The 18,348-nt window shown below is 44.5% G+C and carries 13 protein-coding genes and 2 tRNA genes; 12 read left to right on the forward strand and 3 right to left on the reverse strand.

From position 1 onward, the window contains the following. From ACTRDR_RS09915 to ACTRDR_RS09945, 7 genes are all read left to right on the forward strand, one after another. Nucleotides 1–703, forward strand: a 703-nt coding sequence (locus tag ACTRDR_RS09915) for an alpha/beta fold hydrolase (RefSeq protein ID WP_440527269.1), incomplete at its 5' end; no start/stop codon positions are given. A 381-nt stretch (nucleotides 704–1,084) separates the two neighbouring features. Further along, on the forward strand, nucleotides 1,085–2,200 hold the full coding sequence (locus ACTRDR_RS09920) for a helix-turn-helix domain-containing protein (RefSeq protein WP_440527270.1): 1,116 nt from the start codon (nucleotides 1,085–1,087) through the stop codon (nucleotides 2,198–2,200). Continuing rightward, nucleotides 2,187–2,810, forward strand: a complete 624-nt coding sequence (locus tag ACTRDR_RS09925; protein WP_440286984.1) for an HAD family hydrolase — start codon at nucleotides 2,187–2,189, stop codon at nucleotides 2,808–2,810. Before ACTRDR_RS09920 ends, ACTRDR_RS09925 begins: the two co-directional genes overlap by 14 nt. 167 nt (nucleotides 2,811–2,977) lie before the next feature. Beyond that, nucleotides 2,978–3,520, forward strand: coding sequence for a helix-turn-helix domain-containing protein (locus ACTRDR_RS09930; protein WP_440286985.1), 543 nt, complete (start codon nucleotides 2,978–2,980; stop codon nucleotides 3,518–3,520). A gap of 169 nt (nucleotides 3,521–3,689) precedes the next feature. After that, entirely contained in the window at nucleotides 3,690–3,896 is a 207-nt protein-coding gene (locus ACTRDR_RS09935; protein ID WP_440286986.1) for a hypothetical protein, read from the forward strand. Next, nucleotides 3,893–4,207, forward strand: a complete 315-nt coding sequence (locus ACTRDR_RS09940; protein ID WP_440286987.1) for a DUF4258 domain-containing protein — start codon at nucleotides 3,893–3,895, stop codon at nucleotides 4,205–4,207. The genes ACTRDR_RS09935 and ACTRDR_RS09940 overlap by 4 nt, the downstream gene beginning before the upstream one ends. Before the next feature lie 2 nt (nucleotides 4,208–4,209). Beyond that, nucleotides 4,210–4,440 (forward strand): type II toxin-antitoxin system MqsA family antitoxin, encoded by a 231-nt coding sequence (locus tag ACTRDR_RS09945; RefSeq protein ID WP_440286988.1) that lies wholly within the window; start codon nucleotides 4,210–4,212, stop codon nucleotides 4,438–4,440. A 309-nt stretch (nucleotides 4,441–4,749) separates the two neighbouring features. Here the strand turns inward: ACTRDR_RS09945 and ACTRDR_RS09950 are convergent. Beyond that, nucleotides 4,750–4,824 (reverse strand) — tRNA-Pro (locus ACTRDR_RS09950). 153 nt (nucleotides 4,825–4,977) lie between these two features. Continuing rightward, a tRNA-Pro gene (locus ACTRDR_RS09955) sits at nucleotides 4,978–5,052 on the reverse strand. A 136-nt stretch (nucleotides 5,053–5,188) separates the two neighbouring features. Here ACTRDR_RS09955 and ACTRDR_RS09960 point away from each other — a divergent pair. The 3 genes from ACTRDR_RS09960 to ppdK all read left to right on the forward strand — a co-directional run bounded on the left by ACTRDR_RS09960 (nucleotide 5,189) and on the right by ppdK (nucleotide 10,950). After that, nucleotides 5,189–5,758 (forward strand): TetR/AcrR family transcriptional regulator, encoded by a 570-nt coding sequence (locus ACTRDR_RS09960; RefSeq protein ID WP_440286989.1) that lies wholly within the window; start codon nucleotides 5,189–5,191, stop codon nucleotides 5,756–5,758. A 152-nt stretch (nucleotides 5,759–5,910) separates the two neighbouring features. Continuing rightward, nucleotides 5,911–7,890: an oleate hydratase gene (locus tag ACTRDR_RS09965; protein WP_440527273.1), complete on the forward strand. Its 1,980-nt coding sequence runs from the start codon at nucleotides 5,911–5,913 to the stop codon at nucleotides 7,888–7,890. A 435-nt stretch (nucleotides 7,891–8,325) separates the two neighbouring features. Then, the gene (ppdK, locus tag ACTRDR_RS09970; protein ID WP_440527275.1) at nucleotides 8,326–10,950 is read left to right on the forward strand and encodes a pyruvate, phosphate dikinase; all 2,625 of its coding nucleotides are present in this window, start codon (nucleotides 8,326–8,328) and stop codon (nucleotides 10,948–10,950) included. A 93-nt stretch (nucleotides 10,951–11,043) separates the two neighbouring features. Here ppdK and ACTRDR_RS09975 read toward each other — a convergent pair whose 3' ends face one another. Next, entirely contained in the window at nucleotides 11,044–11,862 is an 819-nt protein-coding gene (locus ACTRDR_RS09975) for an AraC family transcriptional regulator (RefSeq protein WP_440527277.1), read from the reverse strand. 209 nt (nucleotides 11,863–12,071) lie between these two features. On the opposite strand from ACTRDR_RS09975, the gene ACTRDR_RS09980 reads away from it, so the two are divergent. Together ACTRDR_RS09980 and ACTRDR_RS09985 are read left to right on the forward strand one after the other, a co-directional pair. Continuing rightward, the gene (locus ACTRDR_RS09980) at nucleotides 12,072–14,954 is read left to right on the forward strand and encodes a glycoside hydrolase family 2 TIM barrel-domain containing protein (RefSeq protein WP_440527278.1); all 2,883 of its coding nucleotides are present in this window, start codon (nucleotides 12,072–12,074) and stop codon (nucleotides 14,952–14,954) included. 52 nt (nucleotides 14,955–15,006) lie between these two features. Then, complete coding sequence (locus ACTRDR_RS09985) at nucleotides 15,007–18,336, forward strand: DUF5107 domain-containing protein (protein WP_440527280.1); 3,330 nt, start codon at nucleotides 15,007–15,009, stop codon at nucleotides 18,334–18,336. Nucleotides 18,337–18,348 lie beyond the last annotated feature (12 nt).

The following is an 18,348-nucleotide window of genomic DNA, read 5'->3' on the forward strand; positions in this document are numbered from 1 at the left end:
AGAATATTTTGAGAAGAAACAGAATGTGTTTGTATGGGATGCACCATCACATGCATTATCCAGACCATTTACGAATCTTTACAGTCTGTCTGACATGGCAGAATGGCTTGATAAAATCTTGGCAAAAGAGGAAATTTGTAATCCCATCATTATCGGTCAGTCTATGGGTGGATATCTGGCTCAAATGTATATGGAATTATATCCGGATAAGATAAAAGGCTTTATCTCCATTGATTCTGCACCACTTCAAAAGTCTTATATGACAGCAATGGAAATATGGCTTCTTGAAAGAGCAGAGCCATTATATAAGATATATCCATGGAAAACACTTCTTAGGGCTGGTTCAAGAGGATGCGCAGAGACGGATTATGGTCAGAATCTTATGCAAAAGATGATGGTGTCCTATGATCCAGATCCTAAAGAATATGCAAGGCTCGCCGGTTTTGGGTACAGAATGCTTGCTGAGGCAATCAAAGCAGATCTGCCATATCGTATCAGTTGTCCGGCACTTCTTATCTGTGGAGAAAAGGATAGAGCAGGTTCAGCAAAAAGCTATAATAAGAAATGGCATCAGAGAGAAGGATTACCGCTTAAATGGATAAAAAATGCCGGTCATAATTCCAATACTGACCAGCCGGATGAAGTAAACAGACTGATAGAAAAATTTATCAGCGAGGTAGATGGGAAAGGAGTGTCTGGATGAAATTAAATATACAGCGAAAAAAGGATATTATTGTAAATCAAAAACTGTAAATAAGAAATGCAGGAGGAAAAACAGTTGAAACTTTATTTTGGAAACATGGTAATCATGGGAATGAAATATTTTGTGCTGAATGCGAATAGCCTGGAGTTTTAACTATTGAAAATATTTTAAGATGTTTACTATTATATAAGTATATAGAAAATCTTATCAATTTTAGATTATCCATTGATATCTGATGTTGGTAAGGTTTTTTGACGTCAATTTTTTTAAAGAAATAATCAACGATGAAAAATTCGCCTATGAGTTGAATCTGTTCTAATATGTTTACTACGACAAATACGAGAATTCTTAGTATAATATCAGTGTTAGGAGATTACGCAGATGAAAAAGGTAAATTTGAGAATTGCAGAATTAAGGCACAAGAAGAAAATTACACAGCAGGAACTGGCGGATATAGTTGGTGTTTCGTTTCAGACAATAAGTAAATGGGAAAATGGTGGGGCAATGCCGGATATTACATATTTACCGGTTCTTGCAGAGTATTTTGGGGTATCTATAGACCAGCTGATGGGGATTGTGCCATTAACCGAAGAATCATATATTGCAAGCAAGACAGGAACCAGAGAATTTTGGGAAGTAAAATTGGAATATCTTCTTCGAACGAGAAAAAGTATGTGGAATGATGATTATATGGAGTTCCTAATTAAAAAGGTTTGGAAGATAGACAGACCGGTAAAGGTATTGGATTGCGGATGCGGGTTTGGATTTCTTGGATTGTTGATTATGCCATATTTGCCCAAAGAAAGTACCTATACGGGAATTGATATGGCGGAAAATCTGATAGAAATGGGAAAAAAACTATTTGTGGAAAATAGACTGCAAGGAGAATTTATTCATTCTGACGTTTATGTTTATGATGCAGAGGATAGTTATGATGTTGTGATATGCCAGGCGGTCCTTCGACATTTGGATTCTGCGGAACGCTTTGTAAAAAGGATGATGGAATTTGCCAAACCAGGGGCATATATTATTTGCATTGATTCCAACAGAGAGTTTGAGTGTGACGGCCTTTATATAGACGGAATGGATTATTTCAGATTGTGCGAACACGCAGGCATGGAAAAGAATTGGAAAACAGAACTGGAGCAACAGGGAAGAGATTATGCGGCTGCGATTCGTAACGCACATATGATGAGAAGATTAGGACTTAAAGATGTTGATGTAAGAATGAACGATAGGGTGGATTTCATTACGCCTCAAAGAGAAGACTACGAGCAAAGAAAACATGATTTTATTGAATATAATGACTGGAGCAGGGGATTAACGGAGGAACAAAAAGAAAAATCCATTCAATACTTTTTGACGCATGGAATGACTAGAAAGGAAGCGGCAGATTTTTGCGAACGCAATATGGAAATAGCAAGATTTTTTCAGGAAAATCCTAATGCTGGGTACACTTTTGTGAAAGGAACAATGATATCTTATGGGAAAAAGTAAAATTTTACTGATTGATATGTATGGTGTGATAATAAAGGAAAGTAAAGGGTATTTTGTACCATATACTTTACAGAAATTTGAAACTTCGGAGCATGGGAAAATCAAAAGAATTATCAGGGATGAACAGTGTTTCACAAAGGCACAGAAGGGAGAATTAACCAGCAAAGAATTTTTATCGTATCTTGGCTATAATTTTCCGGAAAAAACAATGGAGGACTATTTAAAAAATTATCTCACCCTGGATGAAAATTTCAAAAACTTTGCGGAAAAATATAGTAGGATATACGATTTTTGCCTGTTGTCCAATGATGTTTTAGAGTGGAGTGAATTTCTGACAGATTATTATCAGATAAATCATTATTTTAAAGAAAAGATTGTCAGTGGAGAAGTGCATATGCGCAAGCCGGATAAGGAAATATTTGTATATACTCTTGAAAAGTTAGGGTGCAATGCAGCACAGTGTGTATTTGTAGACAATAGTGTAAATAATTTGCTAGTTGCGGAAAAACTGGGAATGAAAACAATACTCTTCAATCGAGATGGTGTAGAATATGTGGGGAATGTGGTGGATGATTTTGGCACATTAGGTGAGATGCTGGAAGGCATATGAGCGGGCAACTGAGAGTTGCATAAAAGAACCGCAAAGTTGGTGGTAAATATAATGTGGATTTCGTAAAATAAAACCATCAACTAAAGGAGGTATTTTATGGAACTATCTGAAAAAACAACGGAATTACGAAAAGCAAACGGCATAGCACAGGAAGAACTTGCGGAAAAATGCAATGTGAGCAGGCCATATCGAAATGGGAAGCGGATATTGCACTGCCGGAAACGGACAAGCTGCTGCTTTTGGGGGAGATATTCCATGTTTCCATGGAGGTGCTGCTGAAGGATGAACTGACATTGAGTGAAGTTAGGGAGGTGCATAGTTGTGGGGAGAATGTAGTGTGTGAAAAGAAAACGGAAATATACGAATACGTGCTGATTAAGGAGAGTGTGACGGACGATTCGATCATCGACCTGCTGAAAGTTCACAAGATCGAATTGTGGAATATCGCCGGAAACCCTAAGTATTGCACTGTATTATTTTTTACCAGTGACAAAAAAGATTTTCCGAAACAGATATCCAGAGTGATGCTGTTGGATTCGAACAGAGGTGTGAACTGGTTTGTGGATTTTAAAGCCGAGAATGAAAAATACATTGTGTTTAAAGATAAAGTGTTGAAATATCAGATTGGGAACCAGGCAGAAAAAGATAGGGTGAAGGAAGAGTGCCGGAAACTGGGAATCACTGAGAAAGAGATGAAATGGTCGGAATAGAGGAAAAATGAAATCACAAATTAGTGTAAACATTTGCATTATTGGGCTATAAAGTGTAATTTATTGGCGATATGCGAAATAGACGAATAGTACCATGCAAATTTGTATATCTTTTACATGGTACTAGGTGGGAGATTGTGGTATTGTATATCTAGAGGAGGTGCAAATTTTGGCCTATTCGGGATACAATGAAGCAAAAAAGAAATGTAATCAAAGATATATAGATAATAACAATCTGGTACAAATGAAAATAACGTTGAAAGCCGAGAAGAAAGCACAAATAGTAGAAGCAGCGAAAACTGCAGAATTAAGCATTACACAGTATATCATTGACGCAGTGACCGAAAAAATGGATAGAGAAGGAGTGGAGAAGTGATTGATATTCAAAAATTGCGTGAATACTACAAGCAACATAGAGTATTTATGAGTGAACACGCAGCAAATAGATGTATACAGAGAGATATCAAACAAAAAGATATTAAGAACTGTATTTTAACAGGAGAAATTATAGAACAGTATCCAGATGATTTTCCTTGGCCCAGTTGCCTGATTTACGGACATACAACGGACAATAGAGTTATTCATGTGGTTGCAAGTGATAATGGAGAATATACAAAAATTATAACTGCATATTTACCTGATATAAAAACATTTAATAGTGATTTGAAGACAAGGAGGAAAAAGTAGTTATGAAATGTTTATCTTGTAAAAGTGGAAATATGGAAGAATCGACGACAACTTATACGGCAGTCTTGAAAAATTGTATTTTGATAATTAAAAATGTACCATGCATGAAATGTGAGCAGTGTGGAGAGGTGCTATACAATACTGATATTTTGGAAAAAATAGATTATATTATTGCAATGGCTGAGAAGATGGCTAGTGAGGTTTCCATCATCGACTATTCAAAAGTTGCCTAAGACATAAATAACCGCCCAAAGTCTAAGAAGCTGAGAGCGGTTATTCTGTTTTATTAGAATTTAAGTTATATTAAATGTTATATTCTGCATTAAAAGTTACCGATTTTCTTCTAACGGATAATAAAGTAAAAGCGAAAAACGAAATAATAAAAGAATTGCTGAACTGAGAGTAAAGCTGTGATACTAAATGAGATACCTATATTCGTAGCTAAGTTATCTTGATTACTTTTTTGATTACCTTGTGATTATCTTACAAAAAAGAAAGTGCCAAAACCCAGTAAAACTAAGGCTTTGACACTAACCCCTAAATCGGAGTGGCGGGATTCGAACTCGCGACCTCCGCCTCCCTAAGACGGCGCTCTAACCAAGCTGAGCCACACCCCGGAACGAGAATTATCATAGCATAGAATTTTATAAAAAGCAAGCCATTTTTTAAATTTTTCAAATTTTTTCTACAATTTTCCAAAGCAATAAATAAACTACAAAAACAAAAGACGCCAAAACCTCATAAAAAAGATTTTGACGCCTATACATGAATCGGAGTGGCGGGATTCGAACTCGCGACCTCCGCCTCCCTAAGACGGCGCTCTAACCAAGCTGAGCCACACCCCGAAACGCAAGTAAGATAATACCATGGAATTTTACAAAAAGCAAGAGTTTTTTTATAAAAAGTTAATTTGCCCATTTTGAGTCTATTGTCGTACAATAGTGTCACACAAATAATACATAAAACAGTGGAGGATGGGCTATGGCCAATATAACAAAACTGGCACTGGAAGCAGCTTTGAAAAAAGAGCTTCTCACGAAGCCTCTGGATAAGATCACCATTAACGAACTGGCAGAGGACTGTGGAATCAGCCGGATGGCTTTTTATTATCATTTCAAAGATATTTACGATCTGGTAGAGTGGGTATGTGTGGAGGATGGCACGAGGGCACTGCAGGGGAAGAAGACCTATGAGAACTGGCAGGAAGGCTTCTGTCAGATCTTCGAGGCGGTGCAGGAGAACAAACCTTTCATTATGAATGTCTATCGCTGCGTGGATCGCCAGAAGATCGAAAGCTACTTAAACAAGCTGACCTACCAGCTCATTGCGGACGTGGTGGAAGAAAAATGCGCCGGTATGCAGGTGGCGGAGGAACACAAGGAATTCATTGCCGGATTTTACAAATACGGTTTTGTGGGAGTGATGTTAGACTGGATCGACCGGGGAATGAAGGATGATTATCATAAGATCGTTGAAGAACTGGCAATCACTCTTTATGGAAACATCAGCCGCTCCATCGAAAATTTTGAGCAGACGGAAAAGAAAGTCTGAAATAGTATAACTACTTTACAAAAAGGGCAGGATGATAAAAACTTTATCATTTGCCCTCTTTTGTAAATTGGTTTTCTTATAAAAAAGAAGTAGGATACTACTTGTAAACAGGAAAAACATTTGAGAGTCATCAAAGAAAGGTGGTAATCATTATGACAAAGAAGAATAACATCGGACTGGGACTGGCAGCGCTGGCAGTCGGTGCAGGCGCTGTGGCAGCAGTAACCAAAGGACATAAGGCAGAGGTGAAAAAGGAGGAGAGAAAGGCAGCCGTCAAGGCAGCCAAGAAAGATTACCGCAACACCGAGCTTGGAAGATACGACAAGAACAGCAAAGGCATCTATTATTCCAACGGTAACTACGAAGCCTTCGCAAGACCTAAGAAGCCCGCAGGAGTGGACGAGAAGAACGCTTACATCGTAGGCAGCGGTCTGGCATCTTTAGCAGCAGCGTGCTTCCTGGTACGTGACGGACAGATGCCCGGTTCCCATATTCACATCTTAGAGGCAATGGATATCGCAGGCGGTGCTTGTGACGGTATCTTCGATCCCAGCAGAGGCTATGTTATGCGTGGCGGACGTGAGATGGAGAACCATTTCGAATGTCTGTGGGATCTGTTCCGCAGTATTCCCTCTCTGGAAGTACCCGGAGCCAGCGTACTGGACGAGTATTACTGGTTGAACAAGGAAGATCCCAACTACTCTCTGTGCCGTGCGACAAAGGATTGCGGACAGGATGCCCATACCGATGGCAAGTTCAACTTAAGCCAGAAGGGCTGCATGGAGATCATGAAGCTGTTCATGACAAAGGACGAGGATCTGTATGACAAGACCATCGAAGATGTTTTCGATGATGAAGTATTTAATTCCACCTTCTGGTTATACTGGAGAACCATGTTCGCTTTCGAGAACTGGCACAGCGCACTGGAAATGAAGCTTTACTTCCAGAGATTCATCCATCATATTTCCGGACTGCCTGACTTCAGTGCCCTGAAATTCACCAAGTACAACCAGTACGAGTCTCTGATCCTTCCCATGAAGAAGTATCTGGAGGCAGCAGGTGTGGACTTCCAGTTCAACACCGAAGTGACAAATGTTATTTTTGATATCAATGACGGCAAAAAGGTGGCAAAGGCTATCGAGTGCAAGGTAAAAGGTGTAGAGAAGGGCATTGTCCTCACCGAGAACGACCTGGTATTCGTTACCAACGGAAGCTGTACCGAAGGCACCATCTATGGTGACCAGAATCATGCACCTAACGGGGATGCAGAGGTTCGTACCAGCGGCGTATGGAGCCTGTGGAAAAATATCGCAAAACAGGATCCTTCCTTCGGACATCCCGAGAAGTTCTGTTCCGATATCTCTAAGACAAACTGGGAATCCGCTACCGTGACCACACTGGATGACAAGATCATTCCTTATATCACTAATATCTGTAAGCGCGATCCCAGAAGCGGTAAGGTCGTAACCGGCGGTATCGTAAGCTGTCAGGATTCCAAGTGGCTCATGAGCTGGACTATCAACCGTCAGGGACAGTTTAAGGAACAGGACAAGAATCAGGTATGTGTATGGGTATACGGCCTGTTCACCGATGTACCCGGCGATTATATTAAGAAACCCATGAAGGATTGTACCGGTAAGGAGATCACCGAAGAGTGGCTGTATCACTTAGGTGTGCCAGTAGAAGATATTGAGGATCTGGCAGAGCACAGCGCAGTCTGCGTACCTACCATGATGCCTTATATCACTGCATTCTTCATGCCCAGAACCAAGGGTGACCGTCCCGATGTCATCCCCGATGGCTGCGTGAACTTCGCTTTCTTAGGACAGTTCGCAGAGACCCCGAGAGACACTGTATTCACCACAGAGTATTCCGTGAGAACTGCTATGGAGGCTGTCTATGGACTGTTAGGTGTGGATAGAGGTGTGCCTGAGGTATGGGGCAGCGTCTATGATATCAGAGAGCTTCTGGACAGTAGCGTGAAGCTGATGGATGGCATGTCTCCGCTGGAGATCGAACTGCCCGGACCTTTGAATGCCCTGAAGAAGCCGCTGCTTCGCGTAGTGAAGGGTACCGTAGTGGAAAAACTGCTGCGTGACCACAACGTGATCAAGGACGGTATGTTGGAATAAATTCATTTATAAAAATAATGAAATAACGAAAGGAGCAGATTCTATACAAAGGAGTCTGCTCTTTTTGTTTGTGAAAATTATTTTCTTAATAGATCCATATCTGATCCCCGGCAGTGTAAGAGGCGATGATGAAAACAAAATAAAGACTCAAAAATATGTTTTTACCTGCGTAAAAACCATGTAAAGAAAGTTGAACAAATGTAAGCGGTTACATAATACTAAAGTACTAGACAAAACAAACAAAAGTATAATACAAAAATTTAACATTATGCACGAAAATAAGTACTCTGTCAAAAAATTATCAATTTCGTCTTGATATTCCTTTGGCAGATTGTTACAATATCAAAGTACTAAAAACCGAAGCCGAAATGCTCCGGTAGTGGTTTGGGTTACAAAGTTTTGTCAAAAATATTATAAAAAGGGAGACAAAGAAATATGAAGAAATGGGTATATTTGTTTACCGAAGGTAATGCAAACATGCGCGAACTGCTTGGTGGTAAAGGTGCGAACCTGGCTGAGATGACCAACATTGGTCTGCCGGTTCCTCAGGGCTTCACCATTACAACAGAGGCATGTACACAGTATTATGAAGATGGACGCGAGATCAATGAAGAGATCCAGGGTCAGATCAACGAGTACATTACTAAGATGGAAGAGATCACCGGCAAAAAGTTCGGTGACCACGAGAATCCTCTGTTAGTATCCGTTCGTTCCGGCGCAAGAGCATCCATGCCCGGTATGATGGATACCATCCTGAACCTTGGTCTGAATGAGACCGTTGTTAACGTAATCGCTGAGAAGTCCGGCAACCCCCGTTGGGCTTGGGACTGCTATAGAAGATTTATCCAGATGTATTCCGACGTTGTTATGGAAGTAGGTAAGAAGTACTTCGAGCAGCTGATCGATGCAATGAAAGAGAAGAAGGGTGTTAAGCAGGACGTTGAGCTTACCGCTGACGATCTGAAGGAACTGGCTGGTCAGTTCAAGGCTGAGTACAAGGCTAAGATCGGTGTAGACTTCCCTGATGATCCTAAGGAACAGCTGATGGGCGCTATCAAGGCTGTATTCCGTTCCTGGGACAACCCTCGTGCAAACGTTTATCGTCGTGACAACGATATCCCTTATTCCTGGGGTACTGCTGTTAACGTTCAGTCTATGGCATTCGGTAACATGGGTGATGACTGTGGTACCGGTGTTGCATTTACCAGAGATCCGGCTACCGGCGCTAAGGGACTGTTCGGTGAGTTTCTGACCAATGCACAGGGCGAGGACGTAGTAGCAGGTGTTCGTACACCTATGAAGATCGCTGAGATGGCTGACAAATTCCCTGAGGCATTTGCTCAGTTCCAGGAAGTATGTAAGACTCTGGAAGATCACTACAGAGATATGCAGGATATGGAGTTCACCGTTGAGCATGGTAAGCTGTACATGTTACAGACCAGAAACGGTAAGAGAACCGCTCAGGCAGCTCTGAAGATCGCTTGTGATCTGGTAGATGAGGGCATGAGAACCGAGGAAGAGGCAGTTGCAATGATCGATCCTCGTAACCTGGATACTCTGTTACATCCTCAGTTCGATACCGCTGCTCTGAAAGCTGCAACTCCTATCGGCAAGGGTCTTGGTGCTTCTCCCGGAGCTGCATGTGGTAAGATCGTATTCACCGCAGAAGATGCAGAAGAATGGCATGCAAGAGGAGAGAGAGTTGTTCTGGTTCGTCTGGAGACCTCTCCCGAAGATATCACCGGTATGAAGGCTTCCCAGGGTATCCTGACCGTTCGTGGTGGTATGACCTCTCACGCAGCAGTAGTTGCTCGTGGTATGGGTACCTGCTGTGTATCCGGTTGTGGCGACATCGCTATGGATGAGGAGAACAAGCAGTTCACTCTGGCTGGCAAGACCTTCCATGAAGGTGACTGGCTGTCCATCGATGGTACTACCGGTAACATCTATGATGGCGAGATCAAGACTGTTGACGCTACCATCGCAGGTGAGTTCGGCCGTGTTATGGCTTGGGCTGACAAATATCGTAAGTTAAAAGTTCGTACCAATGCAGATACTCCCGCAGATGCTAAGAAGGCTCGCGAGCTGGGCGCTGAAGGAATCGGTCTGTGCCGTACTGAGCATATGTTCTTCGAAGAGGACAGAATCGCAGCATTCCGTGAAATGATCTGTTCCGATACAGTAGAGGAGAGAGAAGCAGCACTGGAGAAGATCCTGCCTTATCAGCAGAACGATTTCAAGCAGCTGTACGAGGCTCTGGAGGGCAACCCTGTTACCATCCGTTTCCTGGATCCGCCTCTGCATGAGTTCGTTCCTACCGAGGAAGCTGACATTGAGAAGCTGGCTAAGGCACAGGGCAAGAGCGTAGAGACCATCAAGACCATCATCGCTTCCCTGCATGAGTTCAACCCTATGATGGGTCACAGAGGATGCCGTCTGGCTGTTACTTATCCTGAAATTGCCAAGATGCAGACCAAGGCTGTTATCCGTGCGGCAATCGAGGCTAAGAAGGCACATCCCGACTGGAATGTAGAGCCCGAGATCATGATTCCTCTGGTATGTGAAGTGAAAGAGCTTAAGTTCGTTAAGAAGGTAGTTGTAGAGACTGCTGATGCTGAGATCGCAGCTGCCGGTGTAGATATGAAGTACGAAGTAGGTACCATGATCGAGATCCCCAGAGCAGCTCTGACTGCTGATGAGATCGCTAAGGAAGCTGATTTCTTCTGCTTCGGTACCAACGATCTGACCCAGATGACCTTCGGCTTCTCCCGTGATGATGCAGGTAAGTTCCTGAACGCTTACTATGACACCAAGATCTTCGAGAATGATCCGTTCGCTAAGCTGGATCAGACCGGTGTCGGCAAGCTGATGGAGATGGCTATCAAGCTTGGTAAGCCTGTAAATCCTAAGCTGCACGTTGGTATCTGTGGTGAGCACGGCGGAGATCCTTCTTCCGTAGAGTTCTGCCACAAGATCGGTCTGGATTATGTATCCTGCTCACCTTTCCGTGTACCTATCGCAAGACTGGCTGCTGCACAGGCTGCTATCGCTGATAAGTAAGGAAAGTCGGCAAGACGATCTGAGAGGGTATTGCGCAAGCAAAAAAATGGGGTATATGAGAATATGATGAGAACCTCGTTGCTGATAGAAATATCAGTAATGGGGTTCTTTTTTGGAAAAAAATTGTGTGGGTGTCATTCCGTAGTATTTTTTGAAAACCCGGTAAAAATAGGACACGCTCTGGAAACCGCAGGCCTTGCTGATGACAGAGAGGGAATTGCCGCCCTGTTCCATCTGGTGTATGGCATGACGGAGGCGAAGCTTATTAATATATTCTTTTACAGTGAGAGATTCCGTCTGCCGGACAGCCCGGTGGACATAGCTTTCAGAGACTCCACAGGATTCAGCGATATCTTGGACGGTCTGAATCGTCGTGTAGTTGGTGGTGATATAATTAGTGATCCGCTGAAAACCGGAGGCTTTATTCTCACTGACGGGAATCTCATTATCTAACGGATACTGATGACGAAAATCGTTGAGATCTGTAAGAATCTGTGCCAATAACAGGTAGGCAGTGGGAGATTTGCAGCAGGAAGCTGCGTTCCAGTCGAGGAGCTGTTGTCTGTAATCCTTGGGAATGAAAATGATCGGTGCCTTAAAACAGGTCAGATAGGAAGAAACTACGGCAGGCAAAAAATATTTTTCAAGATAGGCTTTTGAAAAATGGATGCATATCCCGGTATAATCCGTGTCACCGACACTTCGGTGAGAGATATTGCTCTCAAACAGGCTTGCCATGCCGGCTTCTACACGGTAGGTGATATCGCCGATGGTAACCAGACGCTCTCCGGAGAGTAGAATATAGATTTCATAGTTGGTGTGGTGATGCGAATAGGGCATGGACCACCCTTTTTTTGTATCTTCATAGGATATTTCAAAATCTTCATATAAAAAAGTTCTTCTATCTGTCATTTCTGATCCACTCCTTCACACATATTATATCAAAAAAGTTCAGGATAATGCAATGGATATAAAAAATAGTTCACGATAGTGAATTTAAAACACTAAAAGTAAGCTATATAATGATTCCGTAATGAAGAAGAAAAATATCAGAAAAATTACTGTGGATTTGCTATGGAATTTTTTCTGTACCGAAAAGTGCTTGTGGGATGGAGTCATATATGAAAATATTGTTGGATGGAAGCTGGCACGTGGAACTGGAGGACGGAACCACGGGACAGATGGATCTGCCGGGGACATTGGATGAGAATGGAATCGGATATAGAGATGTGGGAGCGAATCAGTGGCATCCGGATGCGGCGCTGGGGAATGCAGAGGAAGAGATAGATAAAGATGCACCGATCGCTACGCGATTTACCAGGCGGCATACCTATGAGGGCGAGGCCAGGATAAGTCGTAAGATAACTGTGCCGGATTACAGATCCGACAGGCTGTTCGTCCTGGCAGAGCGGGCGAGGGCACTCCGGCTGCTAGTGGATGGAGAAATGTGTAAGGTGTTCCGGCATGGAACATTAAGTACGCCCTATATCTTTGAACTGACCGGAGTGACACCGGGAGAACATGAATTTACGTTTCTTTCGGATAACAGTTATCGGGGAATGCCTAAGGCTGCCATCTGTTATTCTTCCGCGGCGACGGATGAGACACAGACGAACTGGAACGGGATACTTGGCGAATGCAGCATGTATACCAGACCGCAGAATTTTATAGACAGTCTCCGGGTATATCCGAGAGCGGTGAAAAAGGAGGAGAAAAATAAAGCAGGCGGATATGTGCTGGATGTATGTGTGGAACTGGCACCGGGTGCGAAGAAAATATATAAAGATGCGAAAATCGTATTGCAGTCAGAGGCTCTGGCGGCAGGAGAGTTAGAACACACACAGACATTGACGGAAATTATCAGTTGTTCCGGGGAGAGATTAGCGGAAGCCGGAACAGATAAACAGGAGACTCCGAAAACAGTGGAAATCTGGTTCCGCGATCTGCCATTGCGGAAGAACGTGAAACTTTGGGACGAAGATGAGGGCAATCTCTATGGGATGGTTGCAACCCTGGATTGCGGTATGCCGGCAGAGGACGGAGGGGACGGCACCGATGAATACCGGACCTGTTTCGGTATCCGCTCATTAAGTGATAACGGCAGCGGAAGACTGGCGCTGAACGGCCGGACAATTTTCCTGAGGGGTGAGGCAAACTGCGCGGAATACCCGGAGACCGGGCATCCGCCCATGATGATTTCAGAATGGAAAGAGATTCTGTTGAAATATCGCAGTTACGGCATTAACTGCGTCCGCTTCCATTCTCACTGTGAGCCGGAGGCGGCATTTGCGGCAGCGGATGAACTGGGAATGTTGTTGCAGCCGGAGCTGTCTCACTGGGATCCGAAGGATGCCTTTGGAACGGAGGAAAGTTACCGGTATTACCGGGCAGAACTTGCGGGCATATTGAAAACTTATGCCAATCATCCTTCTTTTGTAATGCTTACTCTGGGGAACGAATTGCAGGCACAGGGGAAAGGCAGAGAGCGGATGCGGGAACTGGTCAGAATGGCGAAAAATCTGGATCCTACCAGGCTGTATGCGAACGGATCCAATGCCTTTTATGGGGAAGAAGGATGTGACTCAGAGAGCGATTTCTATACATCGCAGAGTTGCAGGAATGTGGTCATCCGGGGAACTTTCTCCGGTATGCGGGGATACATTAACGAAAATTATCCATCGGCAGATCACGCTTATGATGCAGCGATGGTAGAGATCCGAAAGGAATATCCTAAGCCGGTATTCAGTTTTGAAGTGGGGCAGTTCGAAGTGCTGCCGGATTTTGAGGAGCTGAAAAGCTTTTATGGAATATCGGATCCGGTGAATCTGAAACTGATCAAAAAACGTGTAGAGGAACGGGGACTTTTGCCCTCATGGAAAAAATATGTGGAAGCCACCGGAGAACTGTCGAGGCTGGCATACCGGGAAGAGATTGAAGCAGCCATGCGGACGAGAGAGCTTTCCGGAATTTCACTCCTCGGACTGCAGGATTTTCCGGGGCAGGGGACGGCACTGGTAGGTATGATGAATTCCCATTTAGAACCGAAGCCCTATGATTTTGCCAGACCGGAACGATTTCAGGAATTTTTCCGAGAGTGCAGGATTCTGGTGAAACTCCCCCGTTATACCTATGAGGCAGGAGAACGGCTGATTACGGAAGTGGAAGTAGCAAACTTCGGGAAAAAGAGTATTGAAGGAGTATTGCACTGGACACTTACAGAAAGAAAATGTGCATCTGAGGGCGGAAACAGTAAACAGGAAGCAGCGGCAAAAAGCGAAAAGACGGTGGTGTCAGCCGGAACAGATACAGAGACAAAAAGCTGTCCGCCGGGAAACTATACTACGATAGGGATTCTGAATATTCCACTGGATGTGACGTCAGAGAATGTAGCACTCACTCTTACCGTGAGTATCGGTAACTGCACCAGTGCCTATCCGGTGTGGGTATATCAGAAGACAAATCCGATATGCCCGGAAAATATATATGAATCCAGAGTTTTTGACGAGCGGACAAAAGAGGTACTTCGAGACGGAGGAAGAGTCTATCTGTCTCCGGACGCGGACGAAGAGAGTTTGCCGCATTCTATTAAAACGCAGTTTACGACGGATTTCTGGTCGGTGGGAACTTTTGCGGATCAGGAAGGCAGTATGGGGCAGCTGATCGATACGGAGCATCCAATTTTTAAAGAATTTCCGACTGATTTTCACACGGACTGGCAATGGTGGATTATGGCAACGAAGCGGGCGGTGATTCTGCCGCATCCCATGAAGACGATCATTACGGAGATGGACAGCTATGCATTCTTACGCCCCATGGCACAGATGATAGAGTTTCGATGCCTGAAGGGAAAAGTATTGCTATCCACCATGGAATTGCATAAGAGTCAGCAGTATCCGGAGGCGAGGGCACTGCAGGCGTCAATTTATACGTATCTGTCGGGAGAGAGTTTTGAACCCGCGGAGGAAATAACGGAAGAAGAGTTAAGCACACTGGTGCGAGGTTAAAATTATATCGGGCGGCGCAGTGAAAGCTGTCCGGAGATAAAAGGAGGAAACCATGAATAAGGTTCAGGTCTGGGAAGAAAAAGTGATCATTCCCACATACGAAGCAGGAAAGCCGGATAAGAATCCGATGTTTTTGGAGAAACGTGTCTATCAGGGAAGCTCGGGAAGAATCTATCCCCACACGGTGATCGAGAAGATCAGCGATGAGAAAGTGGATAAGGAGTATACAGCGCTTTTTTTGGAGAACGATTATCTGAAAGTAATGATGCTGCCGGAGCTGGGAGGCAGGATCCAGAGAGCTTATGACAAGACAAACGGCTACGATTTTATCTATTACAATCATGTCATCAAACCGGCGTTAGTGGGGCTGGCGGGCCCTTGGATCTCTGGAGGTGTTGAATTCAACTGGCCGCAGCATCACAGACCCAGTACCTTTGATCCGGTGGAATATACCTATGCGGAAAACGAGGATGGAAGTGCCACGGTCTGGATGGGAGAGATCGAGAATATGTTCCGGACGGAAGGGGTGTTAGGCGTGACCCTTTATCCCGGCAAGGCATATATCGAGTTGTCGGCAAAGCTGTATAATCGCACGAAAATGCCGCAGACCTTCCTGTGGTGGGCGAATCCGGCGGTGGCGGTAAATGATGACACCATCTCCGTATTTCCGGAGGATGTGACGGCGGTATATGACCACGGCAAGCGGGATGTTATCAGCTTCCCCTATGCGGAGGGAACCTACTATAAGCACAAATACGATCATGTGAATATCGCACAGTATAAAAATATTCCGGTGCCCACCTCCTATATGGCATACCGTTCGGATTATAATTTTATCGGGGAATACGATTACGGAAAACAGGCAGGACTTCTACACGTGGCAGATCATCATATTGCTCCCGGGAAAAAGCAGTGGACCTGGGGATGCGGAGAATTCGGCAAAGCATGGGACCTTGCACTGACCGATGAGGACGGTCCGTATATCGAACTGATGACAGGCTGTTTTACGGATAATCAGCCGGATTTCACATGGATCCAGCCCCAGGAGACCAAGAATTTTAAACAGTATTTTATGCCCTATAAAAATATCGGCTATGTGAAAAATGCTACGATCGATGCGGCGGTGAATGCGGAATATGATGAGACTAAGGGGCAGCTTACGGTATCGGCCTATACCACGTCTGTGCAAAAAGGAGCACGGATACTGATTACATTGCCGGGAGAAAACGGCAGACAGGAAAAGGTACTGTATGAGGAAACCTCAGATCTGTCGCCGGAGAAAACTTATGAAGTGAAGATCGACCGTGAAAAATTGCAACAGATACCGGCATTTGCAGAGGGAGAGCAGAATGGCACAGAGGTACTCTGCGGTATGCAGGTGATTGTCCGTGCCGCAGACGGAAGAGAGCTGGTGTCCTACCGTTTTCCGGAAAAGATCGAAACGGAAGTGCCGGAACCGGCGAAGGCAGCACCGCTTCCCAAAGAGTGTGAAACCACGGAGGATCTGTTCCTCTACGGTCTGCATGTGGAACAATACCGGCATGCCACTTATCATCCCGAGGATTATTATCTGGAGGGGCTGCGCAGGGATCCTACCGATATCCGCCTGAACAATGCCTATGGAAGATGTCTGCTTAAAAAGTGTGATTTTGCCGGGGCGGAAAAGTATTTCCGGAAGGCAGTGGAGAAATCCATTCGTTCCAATCCGAACCCTTACGATTATGAACCGTATTATAATCTGGGACTTTCTCTGAAATATCAGGGGAAAGAAAAAGAGGCTTACGATGCTTTTTACAAAGCCATCTGGGGCGGCAGCTTCCAGGCCCCCGGATTCTATGAACTTGCCTGCCTGGATGCGAAAGCGGGGAGGTTTACAGAGGCTCTGGAGCATGTAAACGAATCTATTTTCAGACAGTACCAGTGCATGAAAGCCCGGGCATTGAAGGAAAATATTTTAAGAAAACTGGGAAGGGTGCAGGAAGCGGAAGAATTACATAAGGAGAGCCTTAAGATCGATCCGCTCTATGACAGACAGCCGGAGAAGATTAACCATAACACTCTGTTGGAGCTGATGATCGATCTCTATGAGGCAGGAGATTACGCACAGGGAATCACCCTTGCCGAAAAATGGGTGGAACAACAGAACGTATCACGGCAAGAGGATATTTATCCGCTGGTATATTATTATATTGCTTACGGATACCAGAACCTGCATAGGAAAGAAAATACAGAACAGACAAATCATTGCATGACAGTGTATGTGACACTGGGAGAAAATGCGGTAGCGGACGGCTGCTTTCCCCACAGAACGGAAGATTATATCGTATTAAAGAGTCTGGCAGAAGATTATTATCTGGACATGGTTTACTATTATCTGGGCTGCCTGCTCTATGACAGGAGAGCGTACGGCGAAGCCATAGCGGATTATGAAGAAGCTGCTCGCAGGTACCCGGATTTCCCGACGGTACACAGGAATCTGGCACTGGCATATTACAATGTGAAAAAACAACCACAGAGAGCGTATGAGGAAATGGAGAAAGCTTTTGCACTGGATGAGACGGATGCCAGAGTGTATCTGGAACTGGATCAGCTGAAAAAGCGCATGAATGTTCCCGTGAGCGAGAGACTTGCGGATATGGAGAAACATTTTACTCTGGTGGAAAGCAGGGATGATCTGTATCTGGAGTATGTGACACTTTTAAACACTCTGGGAGAACCTGCGAAGGCTCTCGGTCTGATCAAAGCAAGGAAGTTCCATCAGTGGGAAGGCGGCGAAGGCAAAGTGGCAGCCCAGTACCTGACTGCCCTATATCAACTGGCAAAAGCGGCTGTGGAAGAAGAAAAATATACAGAAGCCAAAACAATTCTCCTGCAGGCAGTGGATGAATATCCTCATAATCTGGGAGAAGGGAAATTGGAGTCTGCACAGGAGAATAATCTGTATTATCTGCTGGGACAGGTACAGGAAAAGCTGGGTGAGACAGAGGAAGCTTCAGCGAGTCTGACAAGAGCTTGTCACGGAGAGTCGGAACCGGTGGGAATGATGTATTACAATGACCAGCCGCCCGAGATGATCTATTATCAGGGACTGGCGTACAGAAAGCTTGGAAACGAAGAACAGGCGGTTCACAGATTTAGAAAGCTGGTGGAGTATGGCAGAGAGCATATAGAGGAGAATGTAAAAATAGATTATTTTGCGGTATCCCTGCCGGATCTGCTGATCTTTGAAGAAAATCTGAACGAGCGGAACCGAAAGCATTGTCTGTTCATGATGAGCCTGGGACTTAAAGGACTGGGACAGATAGACGAAGCGGAAAAGTGTGCGGAAGAACTACTTGCCAGGGACAATGCTCATCAGGGAATCCGGGTACATGATCTGTAAAAGAAAAGCTTG

The organism is Simiaoa sp. (assembly GCF_051972595.1).
Lineage (GTDB): Bacteria > Bacillota > Clostridia > Lachnospirales > Lachnospiraceae > Acetatifactor > Acetatifactor hominis.